This is a genomic window from Kiritimatiellia bacterium (assembly GCA_025054615.1).
GTDB lineage: Bacteria > Verrucomicrobiota > Kiritimatiellia > CAIVKH01 > CAIVKH01 > JANWZO01.
The window spans coordinates 59,372-77,759 of record JANWZO010000006.1 but is presented as its reverse complement, the minus strand read 5'-3'; the positions used below and the strand labels follow the sequence as shown (position 1 = coordinate 77,759).

The 18,388-nt window shown below is 59.2% G+C and carries 17 protein-coding genes; 12 read left to right on the top strand and 5 right to left on the bottom strand.

Annotated elements, in window-relative coordinates:
- The first annotated feature begins 133 nt into the window (after nt 1-133).
- Nucleotides 134-4,810 (top strand): S8 family serine peptidase, encoded by a 4,677-nt coding sequence (locus tag NZ740_04325; GenBank protein ID MCS6771233.1) that lies wholly within the window; start codon nt 134-136, stop codon nt 4,808-4,810.
- Nucleotides 4,811-4,990: 180 nt separating this feature from the next.
- Here NZ740_04325 and NZ740_04320 read toward each other — a convergent pair whose 3' ends face one another.
- Nucleotides 4,991-6,139, bottom strand: coding sequence for a hypothetical protein (locus tag NZ740_04320; GenBank protein MCS6771232.1), 1,149 nt, complete (start codon nt 6,137-6,139; stop codon nt 4,991-4,993).
- A gap of 1 nt (nt 6,140) precedes the next feature.
- The gene (locus NZ740_04315; GenBank protein ID MCS6771231.1) at nt 6,141-6,752 is read right to left on the bottom strand and encodes a penicillin-binding protein activator LpoB; all 612 of its coding nucleotides are present in this window, start codon (nt 6,750-6,752) and stop codon (nt 6,141-6,143) included.
- Nucleotides 6,753-6,931: 179 nt separating this feature from the next.
- On the opposite strand from NZ740_04315, the gene rsmD reads away from it, so the two are divergent.
- From rsmD to NZ740_04260, 11 genes are all read left to right on the top strand, one after another.
- Nucleotides 6,932-7,486 carry a 16S rRNA (guanine(966)-N(2))-methyltransferase RsmD gene (gene rsmD, locus NZ740_04310; GenBank protein MCS6771230.1) on the top strand — a complete coding sequence of 185 codons (555 nt, stop codon included), beginning with the start codon at nt 6,932-6,934 and terminating at the stop codon, nt 7,484-7,486.
- The gene (gene coaD / locus NZ740_04305; protein ID MCS6771229.1) at nt 7,483-7,983 is read left to right on the top strand and encodes a pantetheine-phosphate adenylyltransferase; all 501 of its coding nucleotides are present in this window, start codon (nt 7,483-7,485) and stop codon (nt 7,981-7,983) included. The genes rsmD and coaD overlap by 4 nt, the downstream gene beginning before the upstream one ends.
- A 49-nt stretch (nt 7,984-8,032) precedes the next feature.
- A complete protein-coding gene (locus tag NZ740_04300) occupies nt 8,033-8,491 on the top strand; it encodes a DUF177 domain-containing protein (GenBank protein ID MCS6771228.1) in 459 nt (152 codons plus the stop codon).
- A 40-nt stretch (nt 8,492-8,531) separates the two neighbouring features.
- Nucleotides 8,532-8,717 (top strand): 50S ribosomal protein L32, encoded by a 186-nt coding sequence (rpmF, locus tag NZ740_04295; protein ID MCS6771227.1) that lies wholly within the window; start codon nt 8,532-8,534, stop codon nt 8,715-8,717.
- 28 nt (nt 8,718-8,745) lie between these two features.
- Nucleotides 8,746-9,774, top strand: coding sequence for a phosphate acyltransferase PlsX (plsX, locus tag NZ740_04290; GenBank protein ID MCS6771226.1), 1,029 nt, complete (start codon nt 8,746-8,748; stop codon nt 9,772-9,774).
- Nucleotides 9,771-10,787, top strand: a complete 1,017-nt coding sequence (locus tag NZ740_04285) for a ketoacyl-ACP synthase III (protein MCS6771225.1) — start codon at nt 9,771-9,773, stop codon at nt 10,785-10,787. The genes plsX and NZ740_04285 overlap by 4 nt, the downstream gene beginning before the upstream one ends.
- A 42-nt stretch (nt 10,788-10,829) precedes the next feature.
- Nucleotides 10,830-11,744: an ACP S-malonyltransferase gene (fabD, locus tag NZ740_04280; protein MCS6771224.1), complete on the top strand. Its 915-nt coding sequence runs from the start codon at nt 10,830-10,832 to the stop codon at nt 11,742-11,744.
- Nucleotides 11,745-11,781: 37 nt separating this feature from the next.
- Nucleotides 11,782-12,525 (top strand): 3-oxoacyl-[acyl-carrier-protein] reductase, encoded by a 744-nt coding sequence (fabG, locus tag NZ740_04275; GenBank protein MCS6771223.1) that lies wholly within the window; start codon nt 11,782-11,784, stop codon nt 12,523-12,525.
- Nucleotides 12,526-12,546: 21 nt separating this feature from the next.
- A complete protein-coding gene (gene acpP, locus NZ740_04270) occupies nt 12,547-12,789 on the top strand; it encodes an acyl carrier protein (GenBank protein MCS6771222.1) in 243 nt (80 codons plus the stop codon).
- A gap of 63 nt (nt 12,790-12,852) precedes the next feature.
- Nucleotides 12,853-14,094, top strand: a complete 1,242-nt coding sequence (gene fabF, locus NZ740_04265; protein ID MCS6771221.1) for a beta-ketoacyl-ACP synthase II — start codon at nt 12,853-12,855, stop codon at nt 14,092-14,094.
- 46 nt (nt 14,095-14,140) lie between these two features.
- On the top strand, nt 14,141-15,205 hold the full coding sequence (locus tag NZ740_04260; protein MCS6771220.1) for a DHH family phosphoesterase: 1,065 nt from the start codon (nt 14,141-14,143) through the stop codon (nt 15,203-15,205).
- A 68-nt stretch (nt 15,206-15,273) separates the two neighbouring features.
- On the opposite strand, the gene NZ740_04255 is transcribed toward NZ740_04260, so the two are convergent.
- From NZ740_04255 to NZ740_04245, 3 genes are all read right to left on the bottom strand, one after another.
- A complete protein-coding gene (locus tag NZ740_04255) occupies nt 15,274-16,248 on the bottom strand; it encodes a KpsF/GutQ family sugar-phosphate isomerase (GenBank protein MCS6771219.1) in 975 nt (324 codons plus the stop codon).
- A gap of 94 nt (nt 16,249-16,342) precedes the next feature.
- Entirely contained in the window at nt 16,343-17,296 is a 954-nt protein-coding gene (locus NZ740_04250) for a DUF368 domain-containing protein (GenBank protein MCS6771218.1), read from the bottom strand.
- Between the two features lie 30 nt (nt 17,297-17,326).
- A complete protein-coding gene (locus NZ740_04245; GenBank protein MCS6771217.1) occupies nt 17,327-18,385 on the bottom strand; it encodes an acetyl-CoA carboxylase carboxyltransferase subunit alpha in 1,059 nt (352 codons plus the stop codon).
- Between the last annotated feature and the right edge of the window lie 3 nt (nt 18,386-18,388).

Genomic DNA, 18,388 nt, shown 5'->3' with positions numbered 1-18,388 from the left:
GTAATGTGCATGATCTACAAGGGGTTGTATCTCTGTCAAACCGCGACCTGTTGACTTACCAATAGCGGTGGCCGGACGGAGGCAACAGCGATAGGGTTGTGTAAAAGATTAACATATAAGGTAAAAAAATCTTATGTATTATTTACGCTCCTTCAATCGGCTCTGCATTGTTATCGCCACTGGTGCGATCTCCGTATTCGCTAGCGATCCTCCGACTGTCATGCTCGAAGGCTCTGTTATCCGGGCCGACCGTATCATCGCGAAACCGAAAGAATCCGTGTTGAAGACTAATCGCCTGAAACTTTCGCAGGCGGTTCGGTCAGTTGGTACGGTGCGCAAGGAAGTTGGCGAGGTTGGCGGCCTGCAAATCATACAGCTTGGGAAGGGCCAGTCCGTCACCTCCGCCATCGAGAGACTTCGCGCGAGCGGTTTGTACGAGTATGTTGAGCCCGATTACCAGGTGCGGATTTCGAGTCTCCACCCCAATGACCCGCTATATCTATCCGGCGCCTTGTGGGGCATGCACAACACGGGCCAGAGCAACGGCGTAGAGGACGCGGACATCGACGCGCCCGAGGGCTGGGCCATCCGAAACAGCGCATCGAACATCATCGTGGCCGTGATCGATACCGGGATTGATTACAACCATCCCGACTTGCGCGCGAACATGTGGTCCAACCCGCTGGAGTCGGTGAATGGACTGGACGACGACAACAACGGGTATGTGGACGACATTTACGGCATCAATTGCATCGTCACGAACGGGAATCCCATGGACGACCATTTTCACGGCACCCATGTGGCGGGCACCATCGGGGCCGTCGGGAACAACAACACCGGTGTTGTCGGCGTGGCGTGGCAGGTAAAGCTGATGGGCATCAAGTTTTTGAACAGCAACGGCGTCGGATTCGTGTCCGACGCGATCGCGGGCATTCTCTACGCCGTCTCCAATGGGGCGACGATTCTCAACAATAGCTGGGGTGGTCCCGAATACAGCTCCGCTCTGCTCAATACGATTAAATGGACCGCGAGCAATGGCGTGATGTTTGTTGCCGCGGCAGGCAACGATAATGTGGACACGCAGGAGGTCACCAACTATCCGTCGGGCTATCTTGTCGACAATGTTCTTTCGGTGATGGCCACGACACGAGAAGATAGGGGCGCGCCTTTTTCAAATTTCGGATTTGATACGGTTGACATTGGGGCGCCGGGAGCGGCCATCTGGAGCACGATGCCGACAACCATGACGCGAGCGATGTCGAATACGACGCGCTCGGTAAACTATGATAGCTTGAGCGGCACCTCGATGGCCACGCCAATGGTCGCCGGCATCCTCGCGCTGATGAAAGCCCATTTTCCCGGCGAGCATTACACCAATCTCTATCGCCGCTTGCTGACCAATGTCGATTTTCTCGAGGAGCTGGAGGATGCCTGTCTCTCGGAAGGCCGTGCGAATTTGCCGAATGCGCTGACCAACGCTCCGGGACCGCTGCCCAATTTTGTAGTCTACCCCTATTCGCAGGTCTTTTACCAGTCTTATCGTTTTACGGCCGGTGACCCGCCGCTGGCTGTGACCATCACGAATATTTCGAAGTGGACCGTCAGCAATCGCTGGATTTTAGCCGGTAGCCATACCAGCTACACTTTTCATACCAGCTATGTGTTTTCGAACATAGGGGTGCATGAGATTCAGTTCGATGCATGGAGCGCTAACGGCGAACGGCGAACGCGCACCCGAAAGATTCAGGTGGATCATAACTACCGTCTCATCACGGGTATCCCGTTTTCATGGGTTTCGCCCACCGGCCATACACCGATCGTGCTGGGCGATGAGGATTTCAAAGCCGTCCCCTTACCGTTCCCGTTTGAATTTTATGGGGTGACGTATACGCAGATTTTCATTGGCGCCAACGGTGTGCTGGGATTCATCAGCAATCGAATGGATAAAACGGCAGGTGGGTATCCGCCGGACCCCACGTATCAGAATGCTGTGATCGCGGTGTACTCGCGCGATCATGACCCATCAGCGCCGGGCGGGTCTGTGCGATATGGAGTGATCGGAACGGCCCCGGATCGTTGGTTCGTCGTCTCCTATACGAATATCAAATCGGCGGTGTTCAGCGCCCGCTTCACCTTCCAGGCGCTTCTGTCCGAGAAGACGGGTGATATCCGCATCAATTTGTTGGACCTGGCGCAAAATAACACCGAGCAGGGTGGCCAGGGCGCCGGAAAGTACGCGATGGTCTACGTTGAAAATGAACGCGGATGGATGTCGACCGAATTCATTTCCAACAATCAGCAGTTCTCACGTGTGCCGGACCGCACCTCGATCATGTTCGTCCGCCGCGAAGTGGCGATTCACACGAATACCGCGGTCATCGAGGTGGGCAACACCAACGTCTTTCTCGATCCCGGCGAGACCTGGCAGGAGTACTTTGTTCTGAAAAACGCCCTCAACACCACATTGACCGGTGTGACGGCGGTATTAAGCACGCCGACGCCGGGCGTGATGATTCTGACGCCCTCCAATGATTTCCCGAATACGGCGCCCTTTGCGATGTCGACCAATATCTCCCCCTTCCGCTACAAGGTGGGCAACGGCGTTGCGTGCGGCACTCCAATCGAATTCAAGCTCACCTACACGGCGAACGGCAAGTCATACGAATACTCCTTCTGGCGAACAGTGGGATATTTGGAGCCGCCGGTGACGAACGTCTTTTATGCGGTCGACACGCCGGTCGATATCAGGACGGGAAGCTGGCCGAATGTTGGCGTAACATTGTCGACCAATTTCGTGAATCTGCCGGGCCATGTCGTGCGGGATGTCAATATGCACGCGCGCGTGACCCACTGGAATATCGCCCAAATTGATCTCTTTCTGCGTAGCCCTAGCATGGCGACCCTCCACGTCGAAACCGTGGGCACAGGCATCAATTATGGGACAAACGAATGCCATGCGGGCGTGATTCCTACGACGTGGGACGACGAAGCGCCGGTGCAGATGTTTGCTAGTAACTGGCCGCCTTATATCGTCACGCCTTACAAGCCGTATCAATGTTGTTTCTCCATGTTCGATGGCTCGCCGGCGCATGGCCCATGGGTGATGCGCATCGAAAGCACCTGTCCGAACTGCCGCGGCACCAACATGTGCTGGTGGCTGACGATCGAAAGTCAGAATTCCAATTACTTGTGCCAGGCATATGCGGGTTGCGAAGATAACATTGCACCGGCGGTCAGCAATCTCTCCTTCACCGCCGTTGCGGGCGTAGCCACCGGCCTTCAGTTGACCGCGTATGATCCGGACAGCGGGGGTCTGAAATTCATATTGGCCTCATCGCCGTCCTACGGGACGATCAACAGTTTCGATACAAATACGGGCTCATTTGTCTATACCGCCCCCACGAATTATACGGGAACGGATAGCTTCCAGTTCCGGGTTAGCGACGGCTGCGTGACGAGCGGGCCGGCCACCGCCAGTATCAATGTTTTGCCTCCACCTCAATACACGAGGCGAATCTTTATTGCGGATTTGGCCGGAACAAGCAGCCGTGTCCGCGTCAGCGATGATGAGGGCGTAACGTGGGTGAATTTTGCGACCAATCTGAACACCGTTCGCGGAATCGCCCTGTCGGATGACGGCGAGTATCTCTTCGTCGTCACGATCGGGGACGATATAGTCCGACAGTATCGCATCAGCACAACCACGCTGGTAGGGCAGGCAACATTTGTTGACCAGACTGCCTTCAACCGCCGGCCCGTGGCAACGTTCCGAGATGGTCCGGTGCACCGTGTCTATGTAAGTTCGGAGGGGTCGACGAATTCCATTACCTTCCGGATGCAGGGATTTACAGCCACGGCATCGGGAATGACCACCAACTTTATGCTGGGTGAGAACTGGCAGGCCGGATATCTGGCGGTGGCGGTTCATGGCGGGGTGACCTACTTGCTTGCGCCGGGCCATGGCGCAAACGCCTCGGTGCGACGCTGGATGATCAATCCCGATGGGTCGCTGGGGGGATTCGGCGATACACTGGGCTTTTTCGCGCCCGGCGGCACGAACAAGCTCGATCCGCGCGGGATCTTCCCGATCTCCAACGGCGCGATCATCCCGAGCGCCCATTCGAATCAACCGAACGGATTTTATGTGGTGCCGATGTATCAACCCGCGGGCAACTACACCGCGGGCGTCGTGCGCGTCTACGATTTCGGCGCCGTTGGCAACAGCGCTTCAGATCCCGGTGAATGGTTCTTTGACGTCAGCCGGACGCGACGCCACGTGTATGGCATCAGCCGCGGCGGTTCCGTCGATTACCTCTACCGGTGGGAATTCGAACCGCTGACGACCAACTTCACATTCCTCGGCTCGGTCCAGCTTGACGGGACTGGCGGCAAAGGGTTCTCGGATGCGTACAGCATTGCGGTGCTTGAAATTGAGCAGTACAGCGCCCCGACCCTCACGCCATACCAGATCTGGGCCCAGCAGAACATTACCAACGGCCAGACGAACGAATTACAAGACGCCGACAATGACGGCATTCTGAATTGGGAGGAATGGGTGACCGATTCAAACCCGATGGCATCAAACGCGCCCTTTGCAGTTCAGTCAATAGCGGTTGGAACCAACGCCTGGGTCTTCTTCCCGAGTTCAACCGGGCGGCTGTACACCCTGCAGTGGACAGACAACCTGCCCGCTCATTGGTGGTCGAACGTTGCCGGACAGGTGGATAAATTCGGCTCCGGGACGATTACCAACCTGATCGATCTGCCTGCGACAAACGCCTTCTTCCGCGTGCGAGTGCGAGTCCCGTAATAAAAATGGGCCGCCGGCGTCCTCTATAAATTGCCGCGAGAGGAAGGCTCCGCAGTTGAGGGAATGCCCTCGCGGCGATTTCGAGGGTTGAGCGGAAAGTCTTCGAGCGACTCGAGATCCATTCGCAATCTCGGTTCGGGCGGATCAACAGGGGACGCGGTGTTGAGGCCTGTTGTTTATTTATCCCCCTGGAGATCCTTCGATATCTCGGACAAAGGAGACGATGAGTCTGCCGTTCCGTTGGAGCGGGAATGAAATTTCACGCTTCGAAAGGGTAATCCCAGACTCGGTCTTGAACTCTACCGTGTAGGATCGCAAATCCGCCGGGCAGGAGACGCGGGCAACCTGCAGATAGCGGGGAAGGGTTTCCCAGCGCCGTGTATCCGGCTTTTCCAGCAGTCCGATCAAAATCAGTCGGGCAAGGTCACCAAGCAGCGGATCTTCGCGCGAAAGCTGATGGGAAATCGCCTCTTTCGCAGCGATCCGAGCCGCTGTCTTGGCAATCTGGCGTGCAGCGTCTTTTTCATAAGATTTCGCGGCGAGCTCTGCCGTATCCGTGAGCGGATACGATCGGCCAAGCTTTTGGGAACCTGCGAAAATCTCGGCATAGGTCGGGATATCAGGCATGATCGCCGATTCGAAGCGCGGGGCTCGGCCCATCATCACAAAGACGAGGAGTTCCACACCGCCTGGCGGAGCGGCCCCGCCGCCGGGCCGTCCGCTGTCCGGTTCGATCCGTGCCGCCGGCGCCAACTCAGCGGCTTTCTGATATTGAAGCCTTGCATTTGATCGGTCGCCAGTAAGTTCGAAGGCAGCCCCTGCCACATATCTTGAGTAGGCATCATCGGGATAACCTCGGAGTGCATCCGGATCGAGCGACTGGAGCAGGCGTCGAGCCTCAACGGCGGCCTCCTCCCATTGCCCCAAGGCGAAATGGCATTTCGCCGCAAAGGCATGGAGGAGGGTCCGTTCATACGGAAACCCCCTGAAATCCTGAACCGTGTCATTGACTACGAATGAGGCGCCCCCCCGAGTAATACTGTACGTCTCCAGGTCGACGAGGCGGTCATAGGCATCGATGAAGTCGCGTACGGCGCGAGCGTATTCGCCTTGAAACATTCGGATGGTCCCGCGCTCCATCAGGTAGAGCACGCGATCCTGGTCCGGAAATCTGCGCTCCAGACGTCGCTCGGCCTCATCGAAATTGCCGCTGTAAAAATCACGGCGCGCCCTTTCAAGGGCCTGGGTGGCACAACCGATGCAAAAGGAAAACGCGGCAGCGACAGCCACCCCGCCGATCCCGAGTCGGAAGGCGGCTGTTCTCGTCACATTACCACCCAATTAGAGGCTGTCGCTCGGCTCGTGCAAATTCGTATTGAGTAGTCCAAGCGATCAGGCCCGTTTGCAGGTCGGTGACTTCGACAGTCAGTTGATAGAATCGCTCGCGCCGCTGGCTCAGGCGCACCTGACGAGGAGACCGCTGGGTCATTTCTATGATCGATCCCGTCATCATATAGCGTGCAGCCGCCTGCTGACCGATTGCGACGGCCGTGCCCGGCGCCGCGTTAGCCGCCTGATAACCCTGCTCCTTTGCCAGATCCTCTCGCCGCTCGACGTTTACGAATTGAACGCGGCCGGACTGGATCAGGCGCGTCCGCATGGTGTCTGTGATGGCTTTTGTGTCTAGATAGTCCGTGGTGCGGTTCTCTAGGCCGCGGATGGCGATGGTGGGCGGCTCGTCATGTTTGGCGAGGAAATCGGAGGTAAGGAAACGGTCGACAACCTCGGCGGAAATAGTCCGAAGATCCCTGAAATCGAACTCCGAGCGCATGTGCGGGCTGCGGTCCAGGTCGACATCAGAGACCTTGGCCCGGAAGGCGGCACAACCGCCCCCGGTGATCGCCAAGCTTACCAATCCCGCTGCCAGCATAACTCGACGCATGTTAGACCTCCTGACAACCAACAATTCATACCTGCTCTTTCATCCGTTCGCAAGTCGCCGGCAAATGGCGGCCTGCTGTCACCTCTGACGATTCGGTCTTTCCTTTTATTCAATCGGCCCGAAGATGGTGGCACTGAATGGAAATTGTTCGGAACCGCTTTTAGATCCCAAACTGTCTCATGCGAATCACATCCGGGCTGTTACGGGGTCGCCAAATTCAGGTCCCTCGGGGCATACGGCCGACCCAGGATAGGGTCCGGCAGGCCATCTTCTCCGCTCTTGGCGAATCTGTGGTCGGCGCTCGAGTGCTGGATTTGTTTGCGGGTAGCGGCTCGTTGGGGCTGGAGGCGATTAGCCGGGGCGCGGCCCGTGTGATCTGGGTAGAGGTCGACCCGGCCGCAGCATCGATCATCCGCAGAAACGTGGCCGGGCTCTGTACGGGGGCGGGCTCCGTAGTCTGTGCGGATGTCTTCCTTTGGCTCAGGCGCGCCCATCTGGAACCGTTCGATTTGGTGTTTGCAGATCCCCCGTACGATCCGCACCGATCCTATCGCTGGCTGGAAAAGACCTTGCCCCTGCTGGAGGAGCGGTCTATCGTCAGAAATGGCGGCTTGCTGATTTTCGAGATGAGCGCCTCGGAAAAGGCGGAAGGACGGCCGGGTTGGGACCTCATCTGGGATCGCCGATATGGAGGAACTCGGGTCAGCATGTTCCGCCGACAACAAATCGAATGAAACATCGTGCCATATATCCCGGAACCTTTGATCCCATCACACTCGGCCACCTCGACGTGATCCGCCGGGCCGCGACGCTGTTCGATGAGCTGGTTGTCGCCGTCGCTGAATCCACGCGGAAGAAAACATGGTTTTCGGTCGAGGACCGGGTCGCGTTGGTCCGGTCTGCCGTCCGGAGCCTTCGAAATGTTGATGTGGAACCCTTTTCGGGGCTGCTGATCGACTACGTTCGCCGGCGAGGCAGTCGGATTGTCGTTCGAGGCCTGCGGGCCTTTACGGATTTCGAATACGAGTTCCAGATGGCCTTGACAAACCGCAAACTAGCTCCGGACATCGAGACCGTTTTCTTGATGACCTCGGAGTCGCACAGCTATATTAGTTCCACAATGGTGCGGGAGGTGGCCGAGCTTGGCGGCGAAACAGCTCCGCTGGTTCCGGCGGCTGTGAACCGGGCGCTGAAAAAACGATTGGGCGCGACGAGGGGCGTGCCGACGTGAAGGACGGTACGTTTTCAATGTAGGGCAGCCGGATGAGACGGATCTCGACATGATCATCGACATTCCCAAATTGCGCCCGGAGGGCGAGTGGTTCGAAGGCCAAGAATCTCAGGAGATTTTGAGCATTCACGAGTCCGGGTTTCGCCCATGCGGGCCGGTGCGCTACCGGCTGTTCGCTCAGGCGGTCTCCGGCCAGTTGATCGTTCGCGGCTCCGTGCGGGCTTTCTTCGAACTTCAGTGCGTGAGGTGCACCGAATTTTACTCGACAACCATAGAGGAAATGTCATTTTTACGCACTTATCAACTTTCGGACGCGTCCGAGGCCGTGGATGTCACGCCCGATCTGCGGGAGGATATCCTGCTCCGGTTGCCGCACCACCCGGTGTGTTCGTCCGCCTGCAAAGGACTGTGTCCGTATTGCGGGGCGAACCTGAACCTGGGGCCCTGTTCCTGTAAGCCGCCGGGCGATCATCGGTGGTCGGCATTGGACAACGTCAAGCTGGGATGAAGGAGCGAGGTCGGTTGCGGCGTCCGATCAAGGAGAGACCATGGGTGTTCCGAAGAGAAAAACGTCCAAGATGAAGCGCCGGCAACGCCAGGCGTCGCACCGAAAGCCGATGGCCGGTATGTCGCGCGATCCGAAAACCGGCTCTTGGCATCAACCGCACCGGGTGGACCCCGTGACGGGAATGTACAAGGGCCGAAAGGTCCTGTCAGTTTCGGCGGACGAATAAGCTGGTTTCGAGGAATGCCTGTCCTCGTATGAGAATTGCCGTTGACGCGATGGGCGGCGATTACGCCCCGGCGGCCATCGTCGAGGGGGCTGTCCGCGCCGCCCGGGAGCTAAAGTCGATCAGCGAACTTATTCTAGTCGGTGACGAATCCCGGATACGTGAAGAACTCCGGCGGCACGGCGAAACTCCGCATACCATACGAATCCGTCACTGCACCGAAGTTGTTGAAATGGGGGAAACCCCCGCCGTCGCGGTCCGCAAGAAAAAAGATTCCTCTATTAATCGCGCGGTGGACCTCGTCAAGGAAGGGGAGGCGGATGCCATTTTTTCCGCGGGGAGCACCGGGGCGCAGGTTGCCGCAAGCATGCTGAAGCTGCGCACCCTCGAGGGTGTCCAGCGTCCTGCCATCGCGACCGTCTTTCCATCGCCAACCAAGCCGTTCGTTCTTTTGGACGCCGGGGCAAACACCGATTGCACGCCGGACATGTTGCTTGAGTTTGCGGTCATGGGAATGGTGTATTCGCGGGAGATTTTGAAGGCTCGCAACCCCCGCATTGGATTGATGAGCATCGGCGAGGAGGACGCCAAGGGCAATGCGACAACAAAGGAGGCCTTTCGCCTGCTGGAAAGTTCGGGTCTGAACTTCGCGGGGAACATCGAGGGCCACGACCTGTTCGAAGGCGAAATTGATGTCGTGGTCTGCGACGGATTTGTTGGAAATGTCATCCTCAAAACCAGCGAGAGCGTGGCTCACGCCATGAGCGTCTGGCTCAAACAAGCGTTCAAAGCAAACCCGATCCGAATGTTCGGCGCCTTATGTCTGCGAGGCGCCCTGATCGGTCTCAAGCAAAAAACCGATCCCGCCCAGTACGGCGGGGCCCCACTCCTGGGTGTGCGCGGCGTTAGCATCATCGGCCACGGTTCTTCCAACGCGACGGCCGTGTTTAACGGCATCCGCGTTTCAGGCGAGGCGGTCAAGCAGGATATCAACCACCTGATCACCGAGGAGATTTCTCGCGTTAAGCAGAGAGTATCCCCCGGAGTAAAAAACGGATGAGATCGACCGACGCGCATGCGACGTGGGCCGGGATCCCCCGGGCCTCGATAGTCGCCACCGGCGCCTACGTGCCCGCCCGCGTTTTGACGAACGCCGACCTGGAGAAAATGGTCGACACGACGGACGAATGGATTGTCACGCGAACGGGCATTCGAGAGCGGCGAATCGCCGCTCCGGAAGAGGCAACCTCCGACATGGCCGCGGCCGCTGCCCGGCGCGCGTTGAGCGATGCGGGAGTGTCGCCCGAGGAAGTCGACCTGATCATCGTCGCCACGATCACGCCGGACATGGGATTCCCGAACACGGCCTGTTTTGTGCAGGCCAAGATCGGGGCGGTCAATGCCTTCTGCTTCGACATTGAAGCCGCGTGTTCCGGATTTGTTTATGCGCTCGACATTGCGCGCCAGTATATCGGCACCGGTTCGGCCAGGACCGTGCTGGTGATCGGGGCTGAAAAAATCTCCTGTATCACCGATTGGAGCGACCGGTCTCTCTGCGTCCTGTTTGGCGACGGCGCTGGCGCGGCCGTGGTGCAGTCTGTTCCCGGCCGAAAGGGGATTCTTGCCTCGGTCATGCGGTCCGACGGCACCCTGTCCGACCTTCTCAAATTGCCGGGCGGCGGATCACGGCATCCCACCAGCCCCGAAACGATCGCCCAAGGCCTTCATTATATGAAAATGGAAGGACGCGAAGTTTTTAAACACGCGGTGACATGCATGACGGACGTCGCCAAACGCGCCCTTGATCGCGCTGGCCTGACCGTGGATGACATCGCGCTGATTATTCCCCACCAGGCCAACCATCGGATCATCACGGCGATCGGCGAACGGTTGGGCGGAACGCCGGAAAAATACTACGTGAATCTCGATCGATACGGGAATACCTCTGCCGCGTCGGTGATTCTCGCCCTCGACGAGGCGCAGAGGGCTGGCCGGATTCGGCGGGGCGATCTTGTGTTGCTTGTGGCGTTCGGCGGCGGCTTTACATGGGGCGCCACCGTCCTGGAATGGTGATGTTTCGCCCGCTGCCGGGCGGGCCGATGGAGGAAACGATCGATGGCAAAAAACGCGTTGCTGTGTCCGGGGCAGGGGGCTCAGTTCGTCGGCATGGGCAAAGAGCTGGCGGAGTCGATTCCGGCCTGCGGGGAGCTGTATCGCCGCGCATCGGAAGTGCTCGGCTTTGACCTGGCCGACGTCAGTTTTCACGGACCGATCGAAAAATTAACCGTTTCCGCAAACGCCCAACCGGCAATTTTTGTGCACAGCGTGGCGGCCTGGACGGCGTGGACCCAGCGGCATCCCGAATGGGCTTGCGATTGCGCCGCCGGCCTAAGTTCTGGCGAATGGACTGCCCTTTACCTTGCCGGCGTGGTTTCGTTTGAGGATGCTCTTCGCATCCTCGAAGCTCGGGGCCGCTTCATGACGGAAGCCTGCAACCGGCGGCCTGGCGGCATGATCAGCATCATCGGCGCAACCCCGGAACAGATAGACCGTCTGTGTGCGGAAAGCGGGTTGGAAAAAGCCAATCTCAATTCGCAGGAGCAGATTGTGTTAAGCGGGCCCATTGAAGGCGTCCAACGCGCCGAGACCCTCGCCCGTGACATGGGGATCCGCAAGGCGATCCGCCTGAATGTAGCCGGCGCCTTCCATTCCACGCTCATGCGCGAAGCGGCAGATCGCCTTGCCGAGACGCTCAACAGCATCGAATTTCGCGAGCCGGCATTTCCCGTCTACTCCAATGTCACCGCACGGCCCCACACCACGCCCGAGGAAATTCGGCGGCTGATGGTGGCCCAAGTGTACTCCCCCGTGCGGTGGCTCGACTCGATTGAGGCCATGAAGGCCGACGGCGTGACCCATTATCTCGAGTGCGGTCCGGGCAAGGTCCTCAGCGGTCTGGTCAAACGAATTGACAAGGGAGCTATCCTCCATAGCATACAGGATCTCTCAGGATTAAATGGTGCCTCATGATGATCCGCGCTGTGCCTCGAGATTGGGTACGGTAGCCATGGCGAGATTGGCAGGCAAAACAGCCATCGTGACGGGCGCCAGCGGCGGCATTGGCCGCTCGGTTGCCGTACGCCTCGCCACCGAGGGGGCGGATGTCGCGTGTTTTGGCCAAAATTTGGAAAGGCTCCAGGAAACCGCCCAGGCCGTGGCTGCCGTCGGCCGCCGTGCCTTGATCCATCAGGTTGACGTCAAGGATGCGGATGCCATCGTGGCCTCGGTTGCCCAAGTTGAGCAAGCCTGGGGGCGCGTCGATATTCTTGTCAATAATGCGGGAATTACTCGAGACGGGCTTTTGATCCGGATGTCTGCGGCCGACTGGGATGAAGTGATGGCCGTCAACCTGCGCGCCGTCTTTTTGTTCACAAAATCTGTCGCCCGCCTAATGATGAAACAACGGGCGGGATCGATCGTGAATATTTCCTCAATCATCGGACTGATTGGAAATCCTGGGCAGGCAAACTATGCCGCCTCCAAGGCTGGCATTATTGCCTTTACCAAAAGCGTCGCCAAAGAGCTTGCCTCTCGCGGTATCCGCGCCAACGCGATCGCGCCCGGCTTCATCACCACGCGGATGACCGAACAGCTCAATGGCGAACTGCAGAAGAAGATGCTGGAAATGATCCCTTTAGGACGGTACGGTAGCCCTGACGACGTCGCGGCGACGGCGGCCTTCCTCGCAAGCGACGATGCATCCTATATCACCGGGCAGGTCATTCAGGTCTGCGGCGGCATGGTCATGTAACTTTTTGGAAGGAGAGCAACCATGGCACTGGAAGACAAAGTGAAGGAAATCATCGTGGAGCAACTCGGTGTCAATGCCGACCAGGTCACCCCCGAGGCCTCGTTTATTGAAGACCTCGGAGCGGATTCGCTCGACACGGTCGAACTGGTGATGGCGTTTGAAGAGGAATTCGGCGCCGAGATTCCGGACGAAGACGCTGAAAAGTTGACCACCGTCGGCGCCGTGATCAACTATCTCAAGGAGAAAGGCTACGGGGATAAATAGCGCTCGGCGCCTAGCCGCACTCGGGCGGCGTTGAAATTCGGTCCCAACCTTAGAGAAACCTTTATGAGCCGCCGTCGTGTCGTAGTGACGGGTTTGGGGGTTGTGTCCCCGCTGGGGTCCGACCTGAAATTGTTTTTGGACCGCCTCCTCGCGGGGAAATCCGGCATCCGGAGAATTCAGTCGTTTGACGTCTCCGGCTACGCCTCACAGATCGCCGGGGAGGTCGTGGAATTCAACCCGGACCCCTACATTCCCAAAAAAGAGCAGCGACGGATGGATCCCTTTTGCTTGTATGGCATGGTTGCCTCCAAAATGGCGGTCGCCGACGCCGGGCTGGATTTTTCCAAAGAGGATCCTTCCCGGTGCGGGGCGCTCGTCGGCTCTGGCATCGGCGGCTTGCTCATCCTGCAGGATCAAATGCGCGTTCTGATCGAAAAAGGACCCTCCCGTTTCTCTCCCTTCATGATCCCGCAGATGATCACGAATATTCTCCCGGGATATCTGGCGATCGAATACGGTCTGCAGGGACCGAATTTCTGCATCACCTCCGCCTGCGCCACCGCAACGCACTGCCTGGGCGAGGCAATGCGGATGATTCGCAATGGAGAGGCCGACGTCATGATTGCCGGCGGGGCCGAGGGGAGCATTTGCGAACTGGGCGTTGGTGGCTTCTGTGCCATGCGCGCCCTCAGCACCCGGAATGACGAACCTGAAAAGGCCTCGCGTCCGTTCGACCGCGCGCGCGATGGCTTCGTCATCGCCGAAGGCGCCGGCATCATGGTGCTCGAGGACTATGAACACGCGAAGGCCCGCGGCGCGAGGATCTATTGCGAACTGGCGGGATACGGCCGAACCTGCGATGCCTTCCACATCACCGCTCCGCACGAGGAGGGCGCCGGCGCCTCGCGGGCCATGTCCCTGGCCATCCAGGACGCCGGCTTGTCGCCGGAGCAGATCAACTACATCAACCCGCACGCCACGAGCACGCAACTCGGCGATCTCTGTGAGGTCAAGGCCATCAAGATCGCCTTGGGTGAGCACGCCAAATCAATCCCGGTGAGCGCCACAAAGTCTATGATCGGACACGGGCTCGGCGCGGCCGGCGGACTTGAATCGGTCGCTGTGGCGCTGATGATCCATCGCGGCGCGGTCCACCCGACAATCAACCTCGACGACCCCGACGATGGGTGTGATCTGGATTTTGTGCCGCATACAGCGCGCGAACATCGGATCACGGCGGCTCTCAAAAATTCATTCGGTTTCGGCGGCCATAACGCGACGCTCTGTTTTACTGCCGCGCCCTGATCCCTCGCCTGCGGGTCGGCATGTCCCGCAGAACCCCTGAGCAGCCATGGAAACGCCGCCGTCGGAACCGAGCTCGTCGAGACTGGATTCGCTCCGTCGGGCGCTGCCATCGAATCGGCGCATACTGATCGTCCCCCACGATTTCCCCGATCCGGATGCCATCGCTTCAGCCGCGGCCATCCATTGGCTGCTCGACAAGCATTTTGGAATTCAGAGCCAAATCGCATTCAGCGGTGATGTGTCGCGCGCGGAGAACAAGGAATTGTTGCGTCGACTCAAATGCCGCTGGCACCGCCTTGAGGACCTCAATCTCCGCGGCGTCTCGGAACACGATTGCATCCTGGTGGACACTGCGCCGTGGTCGCGGAATGTCACATTGCCGCCGGGTGCCGTCGCCCGAGTGGTGATCGACCACCATGAACACAAGTCCATCCCGGATCTCAGCGGCGCCCACATTGACATCCGAGGCGAGGCCGGCGCCACTGCAACGCTTGCGCTGGAATATCTGGAAGCGGCGGGCGTCGATATCCCGCGCTGGCTGGCGGCGGTGATGGCCTACGCCATCGTTTCGGAAACCCTTGACCTGACGCGGGAGGTGTCGGCGCCGGATTTGAAGGCCTACCTTTCCCTGGTTGCCAAAGCGGATCTGCGGATCATCGGGCGGATTCGGCATGCTCCGCTGTCCCGTGTGTACTTCGTCCGGCTTCAGGAGGCGCTCTCTCGAGCGCGGGTGCTGCGCGACGTCGCCTGGACCCATTTGAGCGCCATTGAACAGCCGGAAATGGCCGCCGAGGTCGCTGATTTGCTACTGCGAATGGAGGGTATCCGATGGTCGTTCTGCACGGCTGAACTGCCCGGGCGGCTGTTCGTATCCCTTCGCAGCAGCCGGCGGGCCGCGTCATGCAATCGGATCATCCGCGCCGCCATCGGCCGAAACGGCGCGGCGGGCGGCCATGACAAGATGGCTGCCGGCTATCTCGAGACGGGCGGCGCAGCCGGACTGGAACTCGAAGAGCGGCGAATTGCGCTGGTTCGCCAATTGTTGCGCCGGATGGGGATCCGAAACGGGGCCGGTCCAATCGAGGAGGCCGCCGAGCGGCTGATCGGCTAGATCGGGCCCGTCCCTGCACGAGGTCCTCGCACCAAGTCCAACGCCCATCGGTTGAGATGGGGGCGTCCCTACAAGATTTTGAATTTTGGAAGGTCCTGAATGTCGATGCAGCCGGCCAGCCGGTCGCTGTCGTCGACCACGATGAGGTCGTCGATGTTATGCTTCTCAAATATTGCGAGGGCTTCGACCGCGAGCCGTCCTATGCGGATGCGGATCGGGTTCCGAGTCATCAGCTCGTCAATAACTCGGTTCGGCAGGTCGGCCAGGTCCAGGTGCCGTCGCAAATCTCCGTCAGTGAAAATCCCGGCGACTTTTCGGTCGCCGTCGATGATCACCACGGACCCGGCTCGCGCGCTGGACATCGCAACCACGGCGTCCTTGACGCGCGCGCCGCGCGGCACAGTTGCCAGCCTCGGCCCCGTGCGCATGATGTCTTCGACCTTCAGCAGAAGTGTCCGGCCGATGGCCCCGCCGGGATGTAACTCGGCATAATCCTCTTTGCGAAATCCCCGCGCTTCGAGAAGCACCATGGCCAGTGCGTCGCCAACAGCTAGCGCGGCAGTGGTACTGGCGGTGGGCGCCATGTTGAAGGGGCAGGCCTCGGCATCCACTGCGGCGACAATCACTTCATCACTGACGCGCGCCAGCGCATTCTCTCGCGAGCCGGTGATCGCGACGATCGGAAGCTTGCGGCGTTTGATGGCCGGGAGAAGATTCAGAAGCTCCTCGGATTCACCGCTATAGCTTAAGGCGACGACGACGTCGCCGTCGGAGAGGATTCCGAGCTCGCCGTGCATGGCGTCGGACGGATGGAGGAAGACAGCGGGGCTTCCCGTGCTGGTGAGGGTTGCGGCAATTTTTTGGCCGATCGGGATGTTTTTGCCAACGCCGCAGACCACGATCTTCCCGCCGGCGCCCAGAGCAGTAAGAATTCGCTCCACCGCTTTCACGAAGGCTTCGTCGAGGGCGTCTCGAACGCGGCGGAGCCCCTCGATTTCAGTGTCGATCACTTCCCGCGCCCGAGCCAGGTAGCGGTGGGTCATGGCCGCCCTCCTGATTTCCATCGTATGTAAAAATGGCGCGGAGTGGTTTCCATAGAATGTAAATTCCGTCCCATGGGATCCAAGTGGACGCCGCTCATTCGCGCACAATTTTTTTTAGCGGATTGGCTTCCGACTGCAGTCGATCGATCCAGAGGATGAGGACAAAGCCAGCGATGCATAGGAGGATCGAAAGCGCCACCTCGGCGGTGAACTGATCGGGCCAGACCACCGTCTCGCGGATCGGGATCCATTCGCCGGGTTTTTTTTCGACGGTTTCGATCACCTTGCGAAACGGCCAGATTTTCCAGAGCGAACCGATCATGAACCCGACCAGCAGCGTGATGGTCAGCCGGCGGTAGTGGTTGAGCAGCCACGTCAGAACACGGGAGAAGGCCATTAGGCCCGACGCGGCGCCGAGGGCGAATGGCAGGAGCGTGAGGACGTCGAGGGATTTCACCGCCTCCATCACGAATCGGTACTGACCAAGGATGAAGAGGATAAAGGATCCAGAGATACCCGGCAGAATCATCGCCATGATCGCGACGGCCGCGCACCAGAATAGCGTGAACGGATCATTCGGCATGGTCACGGGGACGAGCCGAACGATTTTGTAGGCAGCAAACGCGCCGAGGGCGCAAGCCGCCGCCATCGCAAAGTTCCATTTTACGTGGGTGGCGACAGAGACGATTGAGGCGAGAATCAACCCGAAGAAGAACGCGAAGAGCGGCACGGGGTGGTGATCCAGCAAATAGGTGATGGCGTGCGCGAGCGTCACGAGGGTCGTCCCCAGGCCGAGGACGAGGGAGAGAAGGAACTTCCAGTTGACATGCTCAAGCGCCGCCTTCAGCCGAAAGCGCACCAGCAACTTGAGGAACTCGAGGTTGAAGGATTTGACCGTCGCCAGCAGCTCATCGTAGATGCCCAGAATGAACGCCATGGTTCCGCCCGAAACGCCAGGCACGACATCCGCCGCGCCCATAGCAGCGCCGATCCCGGCGATTCCGAGGTAGTCCTTCAGCGTGCGGTCGGGAACAGGTGAGCTGGACATGAGAGATCTCCGGAGAGCCGTCTGAGAGGCCTACTTATTTGCGGGCGGGACCTGGTCCGCCAGCGTATCGCCCGCCTTGCCGGCCGGTTTGGCGGGCGGCGACACAACGTAACCACCGGGCGGCGCTCCTTCGGAGAATCGGCCCATGGCTCGGAATTTGGCGTATCGGGCGGCGAGGCGTTGCTCGTCCGACATCATTTTGATCTCTTTGAGATTGCGCAGGATTGCGATTTTGAGCGTATCGGCCATGGCCTTGTGGTCGCTGTGGGCCCCCCCTACTGGTTCCGGTACGACCTCGTCCGCGAATCCCATCGCAATCAGATCCGACGACGTCAGCTTCAGAGCCTCGGCGGCGCGGTCGGCGTATTTTCGATCCTTCCAAAGGATGGCGGCGCAGCCCTCTGGGGATATCACCGAGTAGTAGGCGTGCTCCAACACCAGCACGCGGTCCCCTACGCCGATTCCGAGGGCGCCTCCGCTGCCACCCTCGCCGATGATGGTGACCACGATGGGAACCGGCATCATAAACATTTCCCGCAAATTGACGGCGATGGCCTCGGCGATGTGGCGCTCTTCCGATTCGATGCCGGGGTAGGCTCCGGGGGTGTCGATCAACACAACGATCGGCAGCCGAAACTTCGACGCCAATTTCATGAGCCGCAGCGCCTTGCGATATCCCTCGGGGTAGGCGCAACCGAAGTTGCATTCGAGGTTGCTTTTTGTGTCCCTGCCTTTCTGGGTCCCGATAAGCATGACCCGCTCGTCTTCAATGGTCGCGAAGCCGCCGATGATCGCCCGATCATCGCGGTAATTCCGATCGCCATGCAGCTCCATCCAATCCGACGCCATGTGTTGCACGTAATCCAGCGTGTACGGGCGGAGGGGATGGCGCGCGACCTGGACTTTTTGCCAGGGGGTGAGTTCGCTGTAAATTTTCTTCCGGGTTTCGTGGATTCGGCGCTTCATCCGCTCGATTTCGGCGGAGACGTCGATTTTCTGGTTTTCGCTGAATTGCGCGAGGTCGCGAAGTTTGTTTTCGAGCTCGAGGATCGGTTTCTCAAATGGAAGCGAGAAAGCGGGCATGGCCATCCT

Bases quoted from the DNA above. Each gene is read 5' to 3' on its own strand.
- NZ740_04325 (MCS6771233.1), top strand. From the start codon at position 134: ATGTATTATTTACGCTCCTTCAATCGGCTCTGCATTGTTATCGCCACT.
- NZ740_04315 (MCS6771231.1), bottom strand. From the start codon at position 6,752: ATGCGTCGAGTTATGCTGGCAGCGGGATTGGTAAGCTTGGCGATCACC.
- rsmD (MCS6771230.1), top strand. From the start codon at position 6,932: ATGCGAATCACATCCGGGCTGTTACGGGGTCGCCAAATTCAGGTCCCT.
- coaD (MCS6771229.1), top strand. From the start codon at position 7,483: ATGAAACATCGTGCCATATATCCCGGAACCTTTGATCCCATCACACTC.
- NZ740_04300 (MCS6771228.1), top strand. From the start codon at position 8,033: ATGATCATCGACATTCCCAAATTGCGCCCGGAGGGCGAGTGGTTCGAA.
- rpmF (MCS6771227.1), top strand. From the start codon at position 8,532: ATGGGTGTTCCGAAGAGAAAAACGTCCAAGATGAAGCGCCGGCAACGC.
- plsX (MCS6771226.1), top strand. From the start codon at position 8,746: ATGAGAATTGCCGTTGACGCGATGGGCGGCGATTACGCCCCGGCGGCC.
- NZ740_04285 (MCS6771225.1), top strand. From the start codon at position 9,771: ATGAGATCGACCGACGCGCATGCGACGTGGGCCGGGATCCCCCGGGCC.
- fabD (MCS6771224.1), top strand. From the start codon at position 10,830: ATGGCAAAAAACGCGTTGCTGTGTCCGGGGCAGGGGGCTCAGTTCGTC.
- fabG (MCS6771223.1), top strand. From the start codon at position 11,782: ATGGCGAGATTGGCAGGCAAAACAGCCATCGTGACGGGCGCCAGCGGC.
- acpP (MCS6771222.1), top strand. From the start codon at position 12,547: ATGGCACTGGAAGACAAAGTGAAGGAAATCATCGTGGAGCAACTCGGT.
- fabF (MCS6771221.1), top strand. From the start codon at position 12,853: ATGAGCCGCCGTCGTGTCGTAGTGACGGGTTTGGGGGTTGTGTCCCCG.
- NZ740_04260 (MCS6771220.1), top strand. From the start codon at position 14,141: ATGGAAACGCCGCCGTCGGAACCGAGCTCGTCGAGACTGGATTCGCTC.
- NZ740_04255 (MCS6771219.1), bottom strand. From the start codon at position 16,248: ATGACCCACCGCTACCTGGCTCGGGCGCGGGAAGTGATCGACACTGAA.
- NZ740_04250 (MCS6771218.1), bottom strand. From the start codon at position 17,296: ATGTCCAGCTCACCTGTTCCCGACCGCACGCTGAAGGACTACCTCGGA.
- NZ740_04245 (MCS6771217.1), bottom strand. From the start codon at position 18,385: ATGGCCATGCCCGCTTTCTCGCTTCCATTTGAGAAACCGATCCTCGAG.